Genomic DNA, 18,818 nt, shown 5'->3' on the forward strand with positions numbered 1-18,818 from the left:
TTGGGTTCTGATTTCCTGCAAGGTTTCCAAAACCTTGTAGGTATAAATTGAGTAAAACTTTAGAAAACCTACAAGGTTTTGGAAACCTTGCAGGACTGACCTGATATAATACCGAACAGGTTTTTAAAACCTGTTCGGATAAGCTTTTTGCAATTTAAAAAAAAGACAAGTAATCTAGGGGGAAATTACTTGTCTTTGAAAAACTATTTAGTTTCGATAATGCTTATTGCATATCCTCCGCCTGGAGCAGAAAACTGAGATAATTTTGATTTATTGGTTACAGCAATTTTCTTAATTGTGTAAGCTTGCGGATTTGTTTTGTAATGCGCATCTTTTGCATCAGCATAAATTGTTGCTGTGTATTTTTTGCCTTTTTCAAGGAAACTGAAATCGATGTTAGATGTACGAGGAGTTTCTCCGTTTACGTTTCCAACGAACCAGTTGTTTGTTCCTTTTGCTTTACGGGCAACTGTGATAAAATCTCCTGGTTCAGCTTCAATATATTTACTTTCAGACCAATCTACAGCCACATCTTTAATGAATTGGAATGCATCTGGAAAACGGTTGTAATTTTCCGGAGTATCAGCTGCCATTTGCAATGGGCTGTACATCGTAACGTATAATGCTAATTGGTTCGCCAATGTACTGTTCACATGTGATTTGTTCTCAGGATTCATTTTGCTGATATCCATTTCGAAGATTCCCGGAGTGTAATCCATTGGGCCACCAATTAAACGTGTAAATGGTAATACCGTAACGTGATTTGGTTTAGAACCTCCAAAAGCTTGGTATTCAGTTCCTCTTGCTGCTTCATTTCCAATTAAGTTAGGATAGGTTCTAGCAATTCCTGTTGGACGAACCGCTTCGTGAGCGTTTACCATAATTTTATAATCAGCTGCTTTTTCGATAGCGTATTGATAGTGGTTTACAATCCATTGGCTGTAATGGTTTTCGCCTCTTGGCAAAATATCTCCAACATAACCGCTTTTTACAGCATCATATCCGTTATCGTTCATGAATTTGTAAGCGGCATCCATGTGGCGCTCGTAGTTACGAACTGAACCTGAAGTTTCGTGGTGCATGATGATTTTTACACCTTTCGATTTAGCATATTCATGAAGGCCTTTTACATCGAAATCAGGGTAAGGAGTCAAGAAATCAAAAACATAATCTTTTGAATGTCCAAACCAATCTTCCCAACCTTCGTTCCATCCTTCAACCAAAACAGCATCGAAACCATTTGCGGCAGCAAAGTCAATGTATTTTTTTACGTTAGCATTATTCGCTCCGTGCGTTCCGTTCGGTTTTGCTTTTGCGAAATCGGTAACACCTAATTGAACCGTTGGATAATCATTTGTGTATGACCAAGAGCTTTTTCCCGTAATCATTTCCCACCAAACACCAACATATTTTACTGGTTTAATCCAAGAAGTTTCCTCAATTTTCGATGGATCGTTTAAGTTGTAAGTCATTTTTGAAGCTAAGATTTCTCTAGCATCGTCGCTTACGATAATCGTTCTCCAAGGAGAGTGATTAGGAGCCTGCATGTGGCCTTTATCTCCTTTTGCATCTGGCGTTAACCAAGATTCAAAAATTAAGTTTTTATCATCTAAATTTAAGTGCATACAAGAGTAGTCAATCAAAGCAGCTTCGTGTAAGTTGATGTAGATTCCATCATTTGTTTTTAACATCAAAGAAGTCTGAACTCCTGTTGGAGAAAAAGATTTTTGAGAAACGTTTGCAGTATATGCTTTTTCAGATAAACCTCTAATTTCAGATAATTTTGATTTTGTATAATCGTATTCCTGAGTATCATAATCTCCCGGAATCCAGAATGCAGTATGATCTCCAGTCATTGCAAATTGAGATCTTTCTTCTTTAATTACAAAGTAAGTAAGGTTCTTTTGCGCTGGAAATTCATATCTGAATCCTAAGCCGTCATCGAATAAACGAAAACGGATAACGATTTGTCTGTCTGTACTTTTTTGGTTTAAAGTTACAGCCAATTCATTATAATGATTTCTGATGTGATCTACTTCTCCCCAAACTGGTTTCCAAGTTTCATCAAAAGTGGAAGTTTTAGTATCAGCAATTGTAAAGTCGTTCAATAAAGATTTTTTATCATCTTTAAGTTCAAGACCCAATTTACTGGTTTTTACAACTTCTTTGTTTTTGTATTTTAAATTGTACGTTGGAGTTCCATCGTTTTGAAGAGAAAATTCCATTACGAACTTTCCTTCGGGTGATTTTAACTGCTGCGCTTTTGCAACGGTGCTGAACGCAAACAAAATTAAACTTGCGAAAAATAAGTTTTTCATGTTTTTGATTTTTAGAGTATTGTAATTTAATTAATTTGAGCGAGTTTCCCAGCTGTTATGGTTTCTCCATTTACTACGATATTTAAATCTTGATCGCTATCTACAGTAAAAGTGGTTTCATTATGATTTACAGAAACTTTTAAAATTTGGTTTCTGAAATTGATTTTGAACGAATAACCTTTCCATTCTTTTGGAATTTTTGGCGAGAAATGAAGTTGGTCATTTTTAACACGCATTCCTCCAAAGCCTTCCACGATACTCATCCATGTACCGGCCATTGACGTGATATGACAACCTTCTTCTACTTCTTTGTTATAATCATCCAAATCCAAACGTGAAGTTCTTAAATAAAATGTATATGCCATGTCCATTTTATCTAAAGCTGCAGCCTGAATTGAGTGAACGCAAGGCGAAAGTGAACTTTCGTGAACCGTAAATGATTCATAGAATTCGAAGTTGCGTTTTAATTCTTCTTTCGAAAAATGATCTTCGAAGAAATAGAAACCTTGTAAAACGTCAGCCTGTTTGATGTATGGCGAACGCAACACACGATCCCAAGACCATTTTTGGTTAATTGGACGCTGTGATTTGTCTAAATCTTTTACAGGAACTAAATCCTTATCCAAGAATCCGTCTTGTTGTAAGTAGATTCCAAGTTCTTCAGAAATAGGGAAGTACATGTTATCTGCTACTTTTTTCCATTCTTTGATTTCTTCTGAAGAAAGATTCACTTTTTCAAGAACACGTTTGTGATCTGCAGGATATTCTGAAGCCACTTTTTCAATTTGTTCAGCAGCAAAATCAATACACCATTTTGCGATATAATTGGTGTAGAAATTATTGTTGATGTTATTTTCGTATTCGTTTGGACCCGTAACTCCCAAAATCACATATTGGTTTTTATCTTTTGAGAAAGAAGCTCTTTGGTGCCAGAAACGCGCAATTCCGATTAAAACTTCTAAACCTTTTTCCGGAATATAAGAGTAATCGCCTGTGTAACGGTAATAGTTGTAAATCGCAAAAGCAATCGCTCCATTTCTGTGGATTTCTTCGTGTGTGATTTCCCATTCGTTATGGCATTCTTCACCATTCATGGTTACCATTGGATACAATGCTGCACCGTTTTTGAAACCTAAATTATCCTTAGCATTTTCAATTGCTTTGTCTAATTGATTGTAACGATAGGTCAATAAGTTTCTTGCAACCTGCTGATCTTTTGTCGCCATGTAAAATGGAATACAATACGCCTCAGTATCCCAATAAGTTGATCCGCCGTATTTTTCTCCGGTGAAACCTTTTGGTCCAATATTTAATCGGCTGTCTTTTCCTGAATATGTTTGGTTTAATTGGAAGATGTTGAAACGAATTCCCTGTTGCGCTTTTACATCACCTTCAATTGTAATATCTGACATTTCCCAGATTTTTGCCCAAGTTTCTATTTGATTTTGAAGCAAAGCATCATAACCTAAAGCAACAGCAGATTTAATGACTTTTTCGGCTCCAGCCAAAGTGTTTTCGTGGTTTAAAGAAACGGTATATCCACCAATTTTTTGAATGGATGAGGTTTGTCCTTTTGCAATAATAGTTCCGTAAGTGTACTGAACTTTATCTATTGTTGAATCGATTGTAGATGGAGAAATATGAGCATCCTCGCCATTGGCCAAAATCGTGTTGTGCATGAAAGTCGTAACTTTAAAATGCGTTTTGAAAGTTTGAGCGGTTACAAAAGCTTCGTTTGTTCCTTTTTTAACTTCAAGAGGTTCCCAAAATTTTTCTTCCCAGTTCGCATCTTCATTGGTTACACCAGCGTCAACATAAGGTTTGTAAACGATTTTTGCATCCTTGTTTAAAGGCGTAATATCGTATTTAATGATTCCTGTTTCGTCTAAATCTAAGGAAAGAAAACGACGAACATTCACAGCGATTTCAGTTCCATTTTTCAGAATTGCTTCAAAAGAACGGTTGTACCAACCTTCTTTCATATTCAATTCTCTGCGGAAGTTTCTAACTTCGGTACACGTGTTTAAATCAAGATTTTCTTCGTTGATTTCAATGTCAATTCCAATCCAGTTTGGAGCATTTAATACTTTGGCAAAATATTTCGGATAACCGTTTTTCCACCAGCCCACTTTTGTTTTGTCTGGATAATAAATTCCGGCAATATAGCTTCCTTGGAAAGTCTCAGCCGAATAAGTTTCTTCAAAATTGGCACGTTGTCCCATAGCACCGTTCCCAATGCTGAAAAGACTTTCAGACGATTTTACTCTCTCTGCATCAAATCCTTCTTCAATGATGGACCAATTGTCTGGTTTTATATAATCTTGATTCATTTGTTTAAGTTTTAAGAACCAAAATGCAATATTGCTTTTGTGTTCTTGGTGGTTGATTGATTATGATTGATTGATTTTATTTTTTGATTAATGATTCAATAAAGTTTTCATCTATAAAGGTGAAATCTTTAAAGATATAATCAGCTTCATGTAAAATTGTTTCCTCACCAATTCCCACACTTACCATGTCTGCAATGTTTGCTGCCTGAATTCCGGCAACAGAATCTTCAAATACAATTGAGTCTTTTGGATCAATATTTAACAATTGAGCCGCTTTTAAGAAAACTTCAGGATCTGGTTTCGCATTGCTGACATCATTTCCATCAACAATCACATCGAAGTAAGACAGAACACCTGTTTTTTCTAGAATTGGTCTTGCATTTTTGCTGGCAGAGCCTAATGCAATTCCTTGATTTTTTTCTTTTAATAGTTTTAGAATTTTTAAAACTCCTGGAAGAACCTCACTTTCATCCATGTCAACTAAATAAGAAAGATAATCTTCATTTTTTTGAATCAGCCATTTGTCTTTGTCTTCCTGTGAAGCCTCAACATTTCCTAATCCAAGTATAATATCCAAAGAACGAACACGGCTCACACCTTTTAAAAGTTCGTTATCTTCAAGCGTAAAATTTATGTTTAATGATTGGGCAATTTTCTGCCAGGCCAAAAAGTGGTATTTAGCGGTATCAACGATCACGCCGTCAAGATCGAATATGAAAGCTTTTTTGTTCATTATAATTGAAATTCTTCTTTATGATTTTTGAATAGTGTCGTCTACATCTTTTACTTTGTAGACCAAAAGAGCGGCAATTAAAAAGCTTATTCCGCTGGTAATTAAGGCATAAATTGCATCACCATTATACAGGTATTTTACAATTGGACCGCCAATTAATGCGTTTACAATTTGTGGAATAACAACAAAAAAATTGAAGATTCCCATGTAAACTCCCATCTTTTTTGGAGCAATAGATCCCGCAAGAATTGCATATGGCATTGCCAGAATACTTGCCCAGGCAACTCCAATTAAAATCATTGGCAATACAACCCAGTCTTCATTTGGCATAAAATAAATAGAGATTAAACCTATTCCTCCAATGATTAATGAAACGGCATGAGTTGATTTTCGTCCAATTTTTTTTGCGATGTATGGTAAGAAAAACAAAGCGACAATAGCAGAAACTAAGTTGTAAACCCCAAATAGAATTCCGACCCAGTCGCCAGCGTCTTGATATTGCTGGCTTGAAGTGTCTTCTAGGGGTAATCCGTAAATGTGATGTGCGATTGCAGGCGTTGTAAAAACCCACATTCCGAATAATCCAAACCAAGAAAAAAACTGTACCCAACTCAGCTGGCGCATGGTTGTTGGCATTTTTGCAAAATCTGTAAAAATGTCTGTGATTTTTGATTTTTCCTCAGAATCTGAAACTGCAACATTTTGCGGATCTTCAAATTTTGCCAATTCTTCTGGCGAGTATTCCTTGGTAGTGAATAAAGTTACTAAGATAGAACCAATTAAAACTGCTGCACCAATGATAAATGACATAGTCAAATTTAAAGGAACGCTTCCAGGAACTGTACTATTTGGCACACCAAAATACTTCGTTAAAATGTACGGTAACGCTGAACCAATTACAGCTCCAAAACCAATTAAAGAAGTTTGAATACTAAATCCTGCAGTACGCTGGTCTGTTCTTAAATTGTCTCCAACAAGTGCTCTGAAAGGCTCCATTGCGATGTTGAAAGAAGCGTCCATAATCATTAACATTCCAGCACCAACCCAAAGAGCAGGTAAAACAGAAATGAAAATATTAGCCTGCGGCATTAAGATTAATCCCACCGAAGCTAAAACGGCTCCTACTAAAAAGAAAGGTTTTCGTCTGCCGAATTTCCCCCAGGTTTTATCGCTGTAATGACCAATGATTGGCTGCACTATTAATCCCATAAGAGGAGCAATAATCCAAAACCACGAGAGTTCATGCACATCGGCACCAAAAATTTGAAGAATTCTGCTGGCATTTGCATTTTGTAGTGCAAACCCCATTTGGATTCCCAAGAAACCGAAACTCATATTCCAGATTTCCCAGAAACTTAATTTACGCTTTTCCATTATCGTAATTTGAAAAAATTATACGATAAGCGCTTTGCTTATCAAAACTTACTGTTTTTTTCGAAGTAAAAGTAAAAGCCTTGACGGGCGTAAAATTATAAATTATTTTTTTATTAATGCTAATAAAAAAGCCATAAATATTTTTTACGGCTTTAGAATGTGTTGATTTTAAGAAAATTAGTCAGTAGATTCTCGTTTAATAAGATGAGTTTCTATAACTTCTGTGATATAGTTTTCATTGTGTTCTTCATCATCATCATCTTCCTCGGCTTCAATTCTTTCGATAAGCATTTTAGCTGCTTTATTTCCCATTTTTTCACCGCTTTGGCTAACAGTTGTAATGGTTGGAGTTGAATATTTCGAAATTATTCCATCAGTAAAAGCAATTACTGCCAAATCTTCTGGAACTTTTAAGCCCATTTTATTGGCTGTTTTGATAATTGTGACAGCAAAAAGTTCATTTACAGCAAAAACAGCATCAAAAGCACGATCATGTAGAAGCTGGCTTATGGTAATTTCGCAGGTATCTACATCTTCAATTTTTATGATTAAATCTTCATTGAAAGGTAATCCATTATCTAATAGTGCTTTTTCGTAGCCGTCAGTTCTTAGTTTTCCAACGCTTACATAATCAACAGTTGTAACTAATGCAATCTTTTTTCTTCCATTATCAATTAAACTCTGAACGGCTTCATAAGCTGCAGCTTTATCATCAATAATTACTTTGTCGCATAAAATGTCATTAGTAACGCGGTCAAACATGACCACCGGCATTCCTTGATTGATAACTTCTGTGATATGATGAAAGTCGCCTTTGAACTGGGTTTCTTTAGAAAGTGACATGATAAAACCATCGATACTTCCGTTGGCTAACATCTCCATATTTAAGACTTCTTTGTCAAAAGAATCGTCCGATACACAGATGACAACACTGTAGCCATATTCGTTTGCAACCTGTTCAATTCCGTTGATTACAGTAGAGAAAAAGTAGTGCACAATTTCGGGAATAATAATACCAATACTCTTGGTTTTTCGGTTTTTTAAACTGAGAGCAATATTGTTTGGCTTATAGTTGTAAAACTTCGCAAAAGCCTGAACTTTTAGTCGGGTTTCTTCCCCAATTTCAAGACTGTTTCTAAGTGATTTTGAGACAGTTGAAATCGATACGTCAAGTTCCTTTGCAATCTGTTTTAGGGTTATTTTACGTTTCATGTTATTAATTGAAAAAAATCTAATTGATAATAAAGGTATCTGAAATTTTTATAATTGACAATTTTCATACGAAAAGATTACAAAAAATAGAAAGTTTTCAACACTACCACGTTTTCGTAACGCAATAAAAATTGTCTGTGGTTGAGCATGTTAATAAATTCATAATTTTGAAATTCGAAGTAAAATTAAAAACTTAACTAACGTTCACAAACTCAAACTAATTTAAACAAAAAGTATGAAAACAATTTACAAAAAGTTGTTATTTTTATTCCTTCTGCTTCCGTTTACTGTGTTAGCTCAAAGCACTTTAAGTGGAACAGTAACTGATCGTGCCACGGGTCAGCCAATTCCGGGAGTAAATGTAAATGTTCAAGGTGCTGTAGGAGGTACCTCTACTGATTTTGATGGTAAATTCCAATTGCCTAATCTGAAAAATGGAGACAAAATTTTAGTTTCATTTATCGGATACAAAACAGAGACCATTGTGTATAATGGCCAAAAAAACTTAGCGGTTTCTTTAAGCGAAGATACAAATCAATTACAAGAAGTTGTTGTACAAGTAGGTTATGGTACTGTTAAGAAAAAAGACGCTACAGGATCTGTATCTCAAATCTCTGCAAAAGAATTTAATAAAGGGATTAACGTAACTCCAGAAAGTTTAATTGGAGGACGTATTGCTGGTGTTAATGTTGTTGGAGGAGGAGCTCCGGGAGCTAAAGCAGATATTAGAATTCGTGGAGGATCTTCTTTAAGTGCTTCTAACGATCCATTGATTATTTTGGACGGACTTCCATTAAGTAATGCTGTTCCAAGTGGAGCAACTAGTATTCTATCTACTATTGATCCAAATGATATTGAATCTTTTACAGTATTGAAAGATGCTTCTGCGGCGGCTATTTATGGTTCACGTGCTGCTAATGGTGTAATTGTAATTACAACTAAAAAAGGAACAAAAGGTGGTGTAAAAGTTAATTTCAGCTCTCAAGTAGGTATTAACACAGTTGCTAATACAGTTGATGTATTAAGTGCAGATCAATTCCGTAATTTAGTAAATACTTTAGGGAATGATGCTCAAAAAGCAACAATGGGTACAGCAAGCACTAACTGGCAGAAAGAAATTTTCAATACTGCATTAACTACAAACAATAATATCTCGGTAAGCGGTGCTTTATTTAACAAATTGCCTGTACGTTTATCTGTTGGAAATGTTGATAATCCTGGAATCTTAAGAAACACTTCTTTTGAAAGAACAACGACATCGATATCGTTAAACCCAGTTTTATTTGATAATCACTTAAAAATTGATATTAGCGGAAACTTATCTTTCAGTAAAAATCAATTCCAAGATGAAGATGCTGTTATTGGATCTGCAATTAGTTTCGACCCAACGCAATCTCCTTATCAAGCAGGTTCTCGTTATGGAGGATACTTTGAATGGTTAGAGCCAAATGGAAACATAGCATTATTGCCTGCTAAAAATCCAGTTGCAAGATTAAATCAAGAAGATAAAAGATCTAAATCTACTAGAAAATGGGGGAACATTAGCGTAGACTATAAATTCCACTTCTTTGAAGATTTAAGAGTTGTAGCTGAAGCTGGTATCGATAGATTTGACAGCAGCGGATACAACAGACAAAGTACAGAAAGTATTTTAGGATTTCAGCCAGTTCCTTTTACTTCAGCAGGTTATGTGAATTTAGGAAACTATGATACTTATACAGACGATTTACAAAACAAAAACTTAAATACGTACTTCGTTTATACAAAAAATTTAGGAAAACTTAAATTGGATGCTACTGCTGGTTACAACTATCAGTTATTCCAAAAAGAAAAATACCAATCTGGAGCGCTTACACAGCCTGTTGAAACAAGAAATGAAGATGTTATCACTGATCCAGATATCAATTTACAATCTTATTTTGGTCGTTTGAACTTAGGATGGGACAGTAAATATTTATTGACTTTAAACTATAGAAGAGATGGAACTTCTCGTTTTTCTGAAGAAAACAGATGGGGTAACTTTATGGGAGGTGCTTTTGCATGGAATGTTGCTGAAGAATCTTTCTTAAAAGATAACGAAACACTTTCAACTTTAAAATTAAGAGTTGGTTATGGTACTACAGGACAGCAGGATATTTCTGCTCAGTATGACTATTTAAGAAGAGTAACGCTTGGAACAATTAATACTCAGTATGTGTTTAATGGTGTTGTTTACAGAACGGCGAGACCAGAAGGATACAACCAAAACATTAAATGGGAAGAATTGGCTGAGATGAATATTGGGGTTGATTTTGGATTCTTACATGATAGAATTACAGGTTCGATTAATTATTTTGATAAAAAATCAACAGATTTATTGGCAGATGTATTAGTTCCAGATGGCGCTAACTTAAGAAATCAAGGATTCAATAATATTGGTAACTTAAGAACAAAAGGACTTGAGTTCAGTCTTCAGTCTGATATTATCAAAAAAGATAATTTTAATTGGAATGTTGCGGTTAATGCTACTTACTTAGATCAAAAGATTGAAAGTTTAGGACAAACTGTAGAAGGTTTCCAAGGTTATGAAGTAGGAGATAATATTAAAGGAGGAAATGGAAACAAAGTATTGATTAATACAGTAGGATTTGCTCCAAATTCATTCTTTGTATATGAGCAGTTATACGATGCTAACAAAAAACCAATCGCTGGTGCTTATGTAGACAGAAACGGAGATGGTAAAATAGATGCAAACGATCGTTACAGATACAAAAAACCAACAGCAGATTATACATTTGGATTGTTCTCAACTTTAAATTACAAAAAGTTTGATTTTACAATGAACTGGAGAGCAAGTTTAGGAAATTACATTTTTGATAACGTAAATTCTAACATGGGATATTCAGATGCAGCTTTAAGAAGAGATAATGATTTATCTAATCTTAGTGCAGATTATCTAAACACTGGTTTCAAATTTGAAGACAATGGCACACAGCGTTATTTATCTAACTATTACATAAAAGATGCTTCTTTTATCAAATTAGATAACGTAACTCTTGGATATACTTTAGATAAATCTTTATTAAAAGATGTTTCATTAAGATTCTCTGCTGGTGTTCAAAACGTTTTTGTACTTACAAAATATGATGGGTTAGATCCGGAGAAATTCAACGGAATTGATGGTAATGTTTACCCAAGAGCAAGAACATTCTTGTTTGGAGTAAATGCAAGTTTCTAATAGTACATTGAAAAACAAATTTTAAAACATACAAAATGAAAATATCATTTAAATATATATCTTATTTCTTCCTATTTGTTTTAGGAATAAGTATGACGCTTACTTCGTGTACTGACGATTTAAACGTGACGCCAAAGGATGATGATGAATTTTTATCAGAAACTTTTTTTCAGGATCCAGCTTCATACAAACAAGTTTTAGCAAAATTATACGCAGGTTTATATGTTGGAGGTAATGATGGTGATGGTTCTCCAGATATTTCTGGTTTGGGAGGTGATTTTAGCAGTTATTTGCGTTTGCTTTTTGTAACTCAAGAATTGCCTACAGACGAAGCAGTTATTGCTTGGGCAGATGGTGCTTTGCCAACTTTAAACACACAGACTTGGTCTCCTGTTAATGAGTTTTTATACGGAACTTATTCTAGAGCATCTTACCATATTAGTTTAGCAAATGAGTTTTTAAGACAAACTACAGATGATAAATTAGAAGCAAGAGGAGTTGATGCTAGCCTAAAAGCGGAGATAGCAACTTTTAGAGCAGAAGCACGTTTTCTAAGAGCTTTCTCTTATGTGAATTTGATGGACTTGTTCGGGAATGTGCCAATTACTACAGAAGCTGATCCAGTTGGATTCTTTTACCCGGTACAAAAATCAAGAGCAGAAGTTTTTGCTTTTGTAGAATCTGAATTGAAAGATTTAGATAACAGCCTTGCTAACGCAAGAGCAAATGAATATGGTAGAGTTGATAAAGTAGCTGCTAAATTTTTATTGGCGCAGATTTATCTAAATTCTAAAGTATACACTGGAACGGAAAGAAATAATGAGGTGGCTACTTTATGTACAGAAATCATTAATTCTGGATATACATTTGCAAATGTTCCTTATGCTTATTTGTTCTCTGCGGATAATGATAAAAACGGAGCTCAAAATGAATTTATTTTTCCAATTATTAGTGACGGTATTGCTATTAGAGCAACTGGTGGAGGAATGAGTTTTATTCTTCACGCATCGATTGGAGGAAGTATGGATGCTGCTTCAAGAGGTATGGACGGTGGATGGCAGGGAACCAGAACTCGTAAAGAGTTTGTGGGACTTTTTCCTGATGCAACTGCTACTGGAGATAAAAGAGGTACATTTTATACAGATGGGCAAACTTTAGATATTACTAATATATCAACATTCACCAATGGTTATGCTGTAACAAAGTATATTAATAAAAAAGCAGACGGTTCCGCAGCTCAGAGAACTGATATTCCAGATACAGATTTTCCAATGTTTAGAGTTTCTGATGCTTATTTAATGTATGCTGAGGCAACCCTAAGAGGAGCTTCAACAGGAAATATAGCTACAGCATTAGGTTATATAAACCAAATTAGAACAAGAGCGGGTGCACAGAATATCTCTACTGCACAATTGACACTTGATTTTCTTTTGGATGAAAGAGGGAGAGAATTATTCTGGGAATGTCACAGAAGAACTGATTTGATTCGTTTTGGTAAATTTACTGGAGGATCTAAAATATGGCAATGGAAAGGTGGCGTGATGAATGGTACTGCTACAGAATCGTATAGAGATTTAATGCCAATTCCTTCTAAAACAATTCAGGCAAATCCAACTTTGAAACAAAATCCAGGATACTAACATCTAATAGAACTGAAAAATGAAAAAAATATATAAAGTTTTAATCGCATTTGTTGGTGTATTAGCGGTATCATGTAATGCTGATGCTGTAGACGAAAGACCAGTTCTTGATACGCTTTTGGCACCAGAGATTACTGCACCAGCAACGGGACAAAATTATGTTCTTGATGTTGAAAAAGCATCAGAAGAAGTTGCTAAATTTAAATGGTCCGCAGCTGAATATTCTAATACAGTATCTGTAAGATACAGTTTGTTAATAGATAAAAAGGGAGGGGATTTTACTGGAGCAAAAGTTCTTGAAGCTACTACGAATAATACTACTGAGGTATCTGTGCTTGCTAAAGATTTAAATCAGGCAGCAATTGATCTTGGAGGTGTGCCAGAAGTAGCAGCGCAATATGATGTAAAAATTACATCAAATGTTTCAGGCGGATTTGTTCAGGTTTCAAAAGGATTGATTTCGATCACTGTAACTCCTTATGTTGGAAAAGTTGATTATAAATTCGACGATTGGTATTTAGTTGGAGACGCAACAGTTTCTGGTTGGGATAACAATAAAGGAAATCAGATTTTATTTAGAAGTGCAACAAATGCAAATGAATATAAATTTATAGGATTCTTCAAAAAAGGTGTATTTAAGGCTATTAAAAACTTAGGAAGCTGGGCTCCAATGTATGGAGGTAAAGATGGATCTTTAATTTATAGAGCTACAGAAGGTGATGCAGATCCTGCTAGTTTTGAAATTGCAGCAGATGGTTATTACACTTTTGTGATGGATGTTCAAAAATTGACCTATACATTAGCTCCATATGCAGCAGGTGCAACAGCGACGGTTTACAATACTGTAGGTATTATTGGAGATGCAACTGCTAAAGGATGGGATGCTTCGACACCAATGGTAAAATCTACTTTTAATGCTCATATCTGGACATTGGGTGTAACGCCTTTAAATGATGGAGGAATGAAGTTTAGAGCAAATGACGCTTGGGATGTTTCATGGGGAGGAACTACTGCCTTTTCAGGTGGAGGAAACGGTGAAAACATACCGGTAGCAAAATCTAAATATCTTATTTATTTTAATGATTTAGACGGAAGTTATGTAATGATTCCTAATCAATAAGACTTCAGTTAATAACTGGAAAAGGGCTATCAGCAGATAGCCCTTTTTTAATCAAACTAACTAATTAGCTAACCACTACTATTATGAAAAGAATTTTACTATCAATATTTTTATTGATGGCGGTAACTGCCTTTGCCCAGCAACAAACAGTTACTTATTCAATAAATCCAGCAACTTTTGAAGAAACAACTCCGATTACAATTACCATTAATGGAAATAGTGTTAACGAAACTTCATGGGGAATCAGTACAACATACGCATTATATCTTTGGTCATGGTCCTATGATGTAAATGATACGAATCAATCAGATAGTTCTTCTAATGGAACTTGGACTTCATCAAATGAAGCGAGTAAATTTACTTATAATGCCGGAACCGATACGTATACTAAAACAATTACCCCTTCTACGTATTTCGCAAGAAACGGAATAGGAAGAATTGGTTTTTTGGTTAAAGCGAAAGACGGAACTGGTGATAAGAAATCTCAAGATATTTTGGTAGAAGTAGGAACTTTTCAAGTTTCATTAACGTCTCCAGCTGAAAATAGTAATACAATTATTAATTCGGGATCAAGCTTTACTATAACTGCAACAAATACTGGAGGAGCAGGAAGTTATACTTTGAAAGCCAATGGAGCCACAATTAATACAAATGTCAGTACTTCGAATTATTCTTATACACATGTCAATGTTACGGGAAACCAAAGTTATGAATTAGTTGCAACGCAAGGAGCGACTACAATTTCTAAAAAGTTCTCGGTTCTCGTAAATCCGAATACAGTTTCTCAAGCTATGCCTGCGGGTTTGGTAGATGGAATTAATTATAATGCTTCAGATGTGACTAAAGCAACTTTGGTTTTAGATGCGCCTTTAAAAGACTTTGTTTATGTTGCCGGAAGCTTTAATAATTGGCAGCCAACATCGGCTTATGCCATGAAAAAAGATCCAGCTTCAGGGAAATTCTGGCTGGAATTAACAGGATTGGTTTCGGGTGTAAATAATACCTATCAATATTGGGTCGTAGATGCAACACCGCTTGCTAATTCACCAGCCATGGTAAAAACGGCCGATCCATATTCTACTTTAGTTTTATCACCTTATGATGATCCTTCGATTCCTTCATCAAAATATCCTAATATGCCTGTTTATCCAACGGGGCAAAATTTTGAGGTAACGGTTTTGAAAACAGGACAGACTCCTTATAATTGGCAGGTAACAAACTTCGTAAAACCTGAAAAAGAAAAGCTAGTTGTTTATGAAGTTTTAGTACGTGATTTTGATGCAGGTAAAAGTTATCAAAATCTGATAGATAGAATAGATTATTTTAAAAATCTTAAAATAAATGCAATTGAATTAATGCCAGTAATGGAATTCGAAGGCAATGAAAGCTGGGGGTACAATACTTCATTCCACATGGCTTTGGATAAATTCTATGGAACTTCAGATAAATTAAAGGAGTTTATTGATTTATGTCACCAAAACGGAATTGCTGTAATTCTTGATGTAGCTTTAAATCACGCTTTTGGAAGAAATCCGATGGTAAGAATGTGGATGAATGATCCTGATGGAGATGGTTTTGGATCGCCGACTACTGAAAATCCTTATTTTAATACTGTAGCTAAACATTCTTATAATGTTGGGGAAGATTTTAATCATCAGTCTGGAAAAACACAATATTATGTAGAAAGAGTGATTAAACAATGGATTCAAGAATATAAAATAGATGGTTTCCGCTGGGATTTAACTAAAGGTTTTACGCAAAATTGTACAGCTTCTGATAATTCTTGTACAGATGCCTATCAGCAGGATAGAATAGATATTTTGAAAAAATACGCAGATTATTCGTGGAGTTTAGATCCAACTCATTTTACCATTTTTGAACATTTAGGGTCGGATGCTGAAGAAAAAGAATGGGCAAATTATAAGATTTCAGAATCTCCAAGTAAAGGAATTATGATGTGGGGAAAAATGACCAATCAATACAATGAATTGTCTATGGGATACAATAGTGATATTACTAGAATGTCAAGCACAAGTAGAGGATTTACAGCTAATCGTTTAATTGGGTATGCCGAAAGTCATGATGAGGAACGTTTAATGTATAAAAATCTACAGTATGGAGCTGTAAATGGAACTTACAGCGTAAAAACATTGAATACAGCATTATCAAGAATGTCTGCAATTGGAGCAGTTTCTTTATTAGTTCCAGGACCAAAAATGATCTGGCATTTTGGAGAGTTAGGATGGGAAAGTTCTATTTTTACTTGTAATAACAATGTTGTAAATACAGATTTTGATGCTGAACCTGGAGATTGTAAATTAGATACAAAACCACAGCCGCAATGGGTGAATAACTGGTTGGGAGATTCAAATCGCAATAAAATTTATAACGATTGGGCAAAAATGATTACGCTTAAAAAAGCAGAGCCAGTTTTTTCGGGAACCTCGACTATTACAAATGCAAATTCTAAACTTGTAAACATCAAAATAACAGATGCTAATTTATCTTCATCACAGTTAAAAGATGTTTTGATCTTAGCCAATTTCGATACTGCAGCTCAGAACGTTGCAACAGGTTTTCCGTATGCAGGAACTTGGTATAATTTAATGGACAATACCGCCATAAATGTAACAGATGTAAATGCTCCGATAAATCTGCCTCCGGGAGAATACAGAATTTATGGTAATAAAATAGCAAATTTAGCGATAGACGATTTTGAAAAAGGAATTTCGGTAAACCTATATCCAAATCCAGTTACGGACTATTTCACACTTAACGCTGGTTTTGCTAAAGTTCAGATTTATTCTGTTTCAGGACAATTAGTAAAAAGTTTTGCTTCAAAAGGCAATGCAGATTTTCAATTCAGCGTAAGCGAATTACAGACAGGACTTTATATCCTAAAAGCTTCTGATGAAAATAATACGACTCAAGTAATGAAGTTTATTAAAAAATAAAATCTTAACAGATAAAAAAGTTTGGTTAGGTTAGTAATGAGAAAAGGCTGTTCTACATTGTTGTAGGCAGCCTTTTTGATTAAGTAGTTTTCTATCTCATTTATTTCTTTTTATTGTATTCTCCAATTAAAGAATAGTATCCAAATGTTCCCAAGCCCATAACAATGAGGGGAGTTAATATAAATAGAATAATTGCACCAAATACCAAATCGTCCTGTTGTTCCGAAAGTAATTTAGGCAAACCAAATTCAAACACGCAGAAATATGCTGCTGCAGCTGCTAAAGCAATCCATAATGCCCCTAAAACTTGTTTAATCGCGTTCATTTTTTAAATTTTAAAGGTGAGTAGTTTCGTTTTTGTTGTCAATATAAATCATTCCAATTACAAAGCAGATTCCTGCAATAATAATAGGATACCATAATCCGTCAAGATAAAAATCTGTTTTGCCAGCTGTTTTAGCATGGGATACAAAATAAGTAGAAATAGCAGGAAGTAAGCCTCCAAAAATTCCGTTTCCAACATGGTAAGGTAATGACATAGAAGTATATCTAATTTTGGTTGGAAACATTTCGACTAAGAAAGCGGCGATAGGGCCATAAACCATTGTTACAAAAAGTACCTGAATAAAAACTAGAAAAATTAATGTCCATTTATCACTTGAATTAATTGTTATTGAGAGGCTGGTTTGAGCTTCTTTTTTAGGGATATACGTTGTTTTTTCTAAAACGGTTGTGCCATCAGTGTATTTTTTTTGCGTTGTAGCAACAGAACTTCCGTCAGCCTTAGTTTCTGTGGTAACTTGCGGTATTTCTACAATTTCACTTTTTTTATTGATATCAGTAGTATCGTACATTGCTTTGTAAATTGGCCTGTATGATATTATAGCCAGCAGCATTCCGAACATCATAATGTATTTGCGTCCAATTTTATCGCTCAGCCATCCAAAAATAATAAAAAAGGGAGTTCCAATCAAAAGGACAATTCCTAATAATTCATCTACTTGAGAAGAATCAACATTCATAACCGTTTTCATAAAACTCATGGCATAGAATTGTCCTGTATACCAGACAACTCCCTGTCCCATTGTAGCACCGAATAAAGCTAATAAAACAAACTTTAAATTGTATCTGTTTCCAAAACTTTCTTTTAATGGATTTGCACTCGTTGTTCCCTCTTTTTTAGCTTTTGCAAAAACAGGTGATTCATCCATATTTTTTCGAATCAAATACGAAACGCCAACCATAGCAACCGAAACCCAGAAAGGAACACGCCATCCCCATAAATCAAAAGCTTCAGGAGAAAGCATGCTTTTTGTAGCAAGAATAACCATCAAAGAAATAAATAAGCCAACGGTAGCAGTAGTCTGAATCCAAGAAGTCCAATAGCCTTTTTGTCCTGCAGGAGCATGTTCGGCAACATAAGTAGCGGCGCCTCCATATTCACCTCCAAGAGCAAGTCCTTGCAGCAAACGTAAAATCAAAACTAATAGAGGCGCAAGAAATCCAATTGTTTCATAACTCGGAATACAGCCAATTAAAAATGTAGACCCGCCCATTAATAATAAAGTAGCCATAAAAGTATATTTACGACCAATAATATCACCAAGCCTTCCAAAGAATAAAGCTCCAAACGGACGCACAACAAATCCAGCCGCAAATGTGGCTAAAGTAGATAAAAACGCTGCGGTTGGATTGTCACTGGGGAAAAATTTTGTTGAAATAACAACGGCTAAGCTGCCAAAAATATAGAAATCGTACCATTCGATCATGGTGCCCATAGAAGAGGCAGAAATTACTTTCCAAATGCCTTTAGTAGAAGTTTCGCTCATAAAACTGCTTTGAAATCTTATTAGTAAATGAAAGATAAAATTATAGTTTTACGAATATAGAAGATATTTTTTTATTTAGTTAATACTTTTT

At 34.9% G+C, this 18,818-nt stretch carries 11 protein-coding genes; 4 read left to right on the forward strand and 7 right to left on the reverse strand.

The features are described from left to right. Positions 1-203: 203 nt before the first annotated feature. From P2W65_RS07360 to P2W65_RS07380, 5 genes are all read right to left on the reverse strand, one after another. A complete protein-coding gene (locus tag P2W65_RS07360) occupies positions 204-2,318 on the reverse strand; it encodes a glycoside hydrolase family 97 protein (RefSeq protein WP_289664573.1) in 2,115 nt (704 codons plus the stop codon). 26 nt (positions 2,319-2,344) lie between these two features. Further along, positions 2,345-4,648: a glycoside hydrolase family 65 protein gene (locus P2W65_RS07365; RefSeq protein WP_289664575.1), complete on the reverse strand. Its 2,304-nt coding sequence runs from the start codon at positions 4,646-4,648 to the stop codon at positions 2,345-2,347. Positions 4,649-4,724: 76 nt separating this feature from the next. Then, on the reverse strand, positions 4,725-5,381 hold the full coding sequence (gene pgmB, locus P2W65_RS07370; protein ID WP_289664576.1) for a beta-phosphoglucomutase: 657 nt from the start codon (positions 5,379-5,381) through the stop codon (positions 4,725-4,727). Between the two features lie 18 nt (positions 5,382-5,399). Next, positions 5,400-6,755: an MFS transporter gene (locus P2W65_RS07375; protein WP_289664577.1), complete on the reverse strand. Its 1,356-nt coding sequence runs from the start codon at positions 6,753-6,755 to the stop codon at positions 5,400-5,402. A 177-nt stretch (positions 6,756-6,932) separates the two neighbouring features. Continuing rightward, positions 6,933-7,967, reverse strand: a complete 1,035-nt coding sequence (locus P2W65_RS07380; RefSeq protein WP_289664578.1) for a LacI family DNA-binding transcriptional regulator — start codon at positions 7,965-7,967, stop codon at positions 6,933-6,935. A 235-nt stretch (positions 7,968-8,202) separates the two neighbouring features. On the opposite strand from P2W65_RS07380, the gene P2W65_RS07385 reads away from it, so the two are divergent. From P2W65_RS07385 to P2W65_RS07400, 4 genes are all read left to right on the forward strand, one after another. Continuing rightward, positions 8,203-11,184: a SusC/RagA family TonB-linked outer membrane protein gene (locus tag P2W65_RS07385; protein ID WP_289664580.1), complete on the forward strand. Its 2,982-nt coding sequence runs from the start codon at positions 8,203-8,205 to the stop codon at positions 11,182-11,184. A gap of 35 nt (positions 11,185-11,219) precedes the next feature. Next, positions 11,220-12,824, forward strand: coding sequence for a RagB/SusD family nutrient uptake outer membrane protein (locus P2W65_RS07390; protein ID WP_289664581.1), 1,605 nt, complete (start codon positions 11,220-11,222; stop codon positions 12,822-12,824). A 19-nt stretch (positions 12,825-12,843) separates the two neighbouring features. After that, positions 12,844-13,944: a SusE domain-containing protein gene (locus P2W65_RS07395; RefSeq protein ID WP_289664583.1), complete on the forward strand. Its 1,101-nt coding sequence runs from the start codon at positions 12,844-12,846 to the stop codon at positions 13,942-13,944. Between the two features lie 83 nt (positions 13,945-14,027). Further along, positions 14,028-16,898: an alpha-amylase family glycosyl hydrolase gene (locus P2W65_RS07400; RefSeq protein WP_289664584.1), complete on the forward strand. Its 2,871-nt coding sequence runs from the start codon at positions 14,028-14,030 to the stop codon at positions 16,896-16,898. 100 nt (positions 16,899-16,998) lie between these two features. On the opposite strand, the gene P2W65_RS07405 is transcribed toward P2W65_RS07400, so the two are convergent. After that, positions 16,999-17,223 (reverse strand): DUF6814 family protein, encoded by a 225-nt coding sequence (locus P2W65_RS07405; protein ID WP_109191574.1) that lies wholly within the window; start codon positions 17,221-17,223, stop codon positions 16,999-17,001. A 10-nt stretch (positions 17,224-17,233) separates the two neighbouring features. Next, complete coding sequence (locus P2W65_RS07410) at positions 17,234-18,727, reverse strand: MFS transporter (RefSeq protein ID WP_289664587.1); 1,494 nt, start codon at positions 18,725-18,727, stop codon at positions 17,234-17,236. Positions 18,728-18,818 lie beyond the last annotated feature (91 nt).

The organism is Flavobacterium panacagri (assembly GCF_030378165.1).
In the GTDB taxonomy this organism is placed as follows: Bacteria; Bacteroidota; Bacteroidia; order Flavobacteriales; family Flavobacteriaceae; genus Flavobacterium; species Flavobacterium panacagri.

Coding starts and splice junctions, on each gene's coding strand:
- P2W65_RS07380 (WP_289664578.1), bottom strand. CDS start 7,967: ATGAAACGTAAAATAACCCTAAAACAGATTGCAAAGGAACTTGACGTA.
- P2W65_RS07405 (WP_109191574.1), bottom strand. CDS start 17,223: ATGAACGCGATTAAACAAGTTTTAGGGGCATTATGGATTGCTTTAGCA.
- P2W65_RS07365 (WP_289664575.1), bottom strand. CDS start 4,648: ATGAATCAAGATTATATAAAACCAGACAATTGGTCCATCATTGAAGAA.
- P2W65_RS07395 (WP_289664583.1), top strand. CDS start 12,844: ATGAAAAAAATATATAAAGTTTTAATCGCATTTGTTGGTGTATTAGCG.
- P2W65_RS07360 (WP_289664573.1), bottom strand. CDS start 2,318: ATGAAAAACTTATTTTTCGCAAGTTTAATTTTGTTTGCGTTCAGCACC.
- P2W65_RS07375 (WP_289664577.1), bottom strand. CDS start 6,755: ATGGAAAAGCGTAAATTAAGTTTCTGGGAAATCTGGAATATGAGTTTC.
- P2W65_RS07385 (WP_289664580.1), top strand. CDS start 8,203: ATGAAAACAATTTACAAAAAGTTGTTATTTTTATTCCTTCTGCTTCCG.
- P2W65_RS07390 (WP_289664581.1), top strand. CDS start 11,220: ATGAAAATATCATTTAAATATATATCTTATTTCTTCCTATTTGTTTTA.
- P2W65_RS07410 (WP_289664587.1), bottom strand. CDS start 18,727: ATGAGCGAAACTTCTACTAAAGGCATTTGGAAAGTAATTTCTGCCTCT.
- pgmB (WP_289664576.1), bottom strand. CDS start 5,381: ATGAACAAAAAAGCTTTCATATTCGATCTTGACGGCGTGATCGTTGAT.
- P2W65_RS07400 (WP_289664584.1), top strand. CDS start 14,028: ATGAAAAGAATTTTACTATCAATATTTTTATTGATGGCGGTAACTGCC.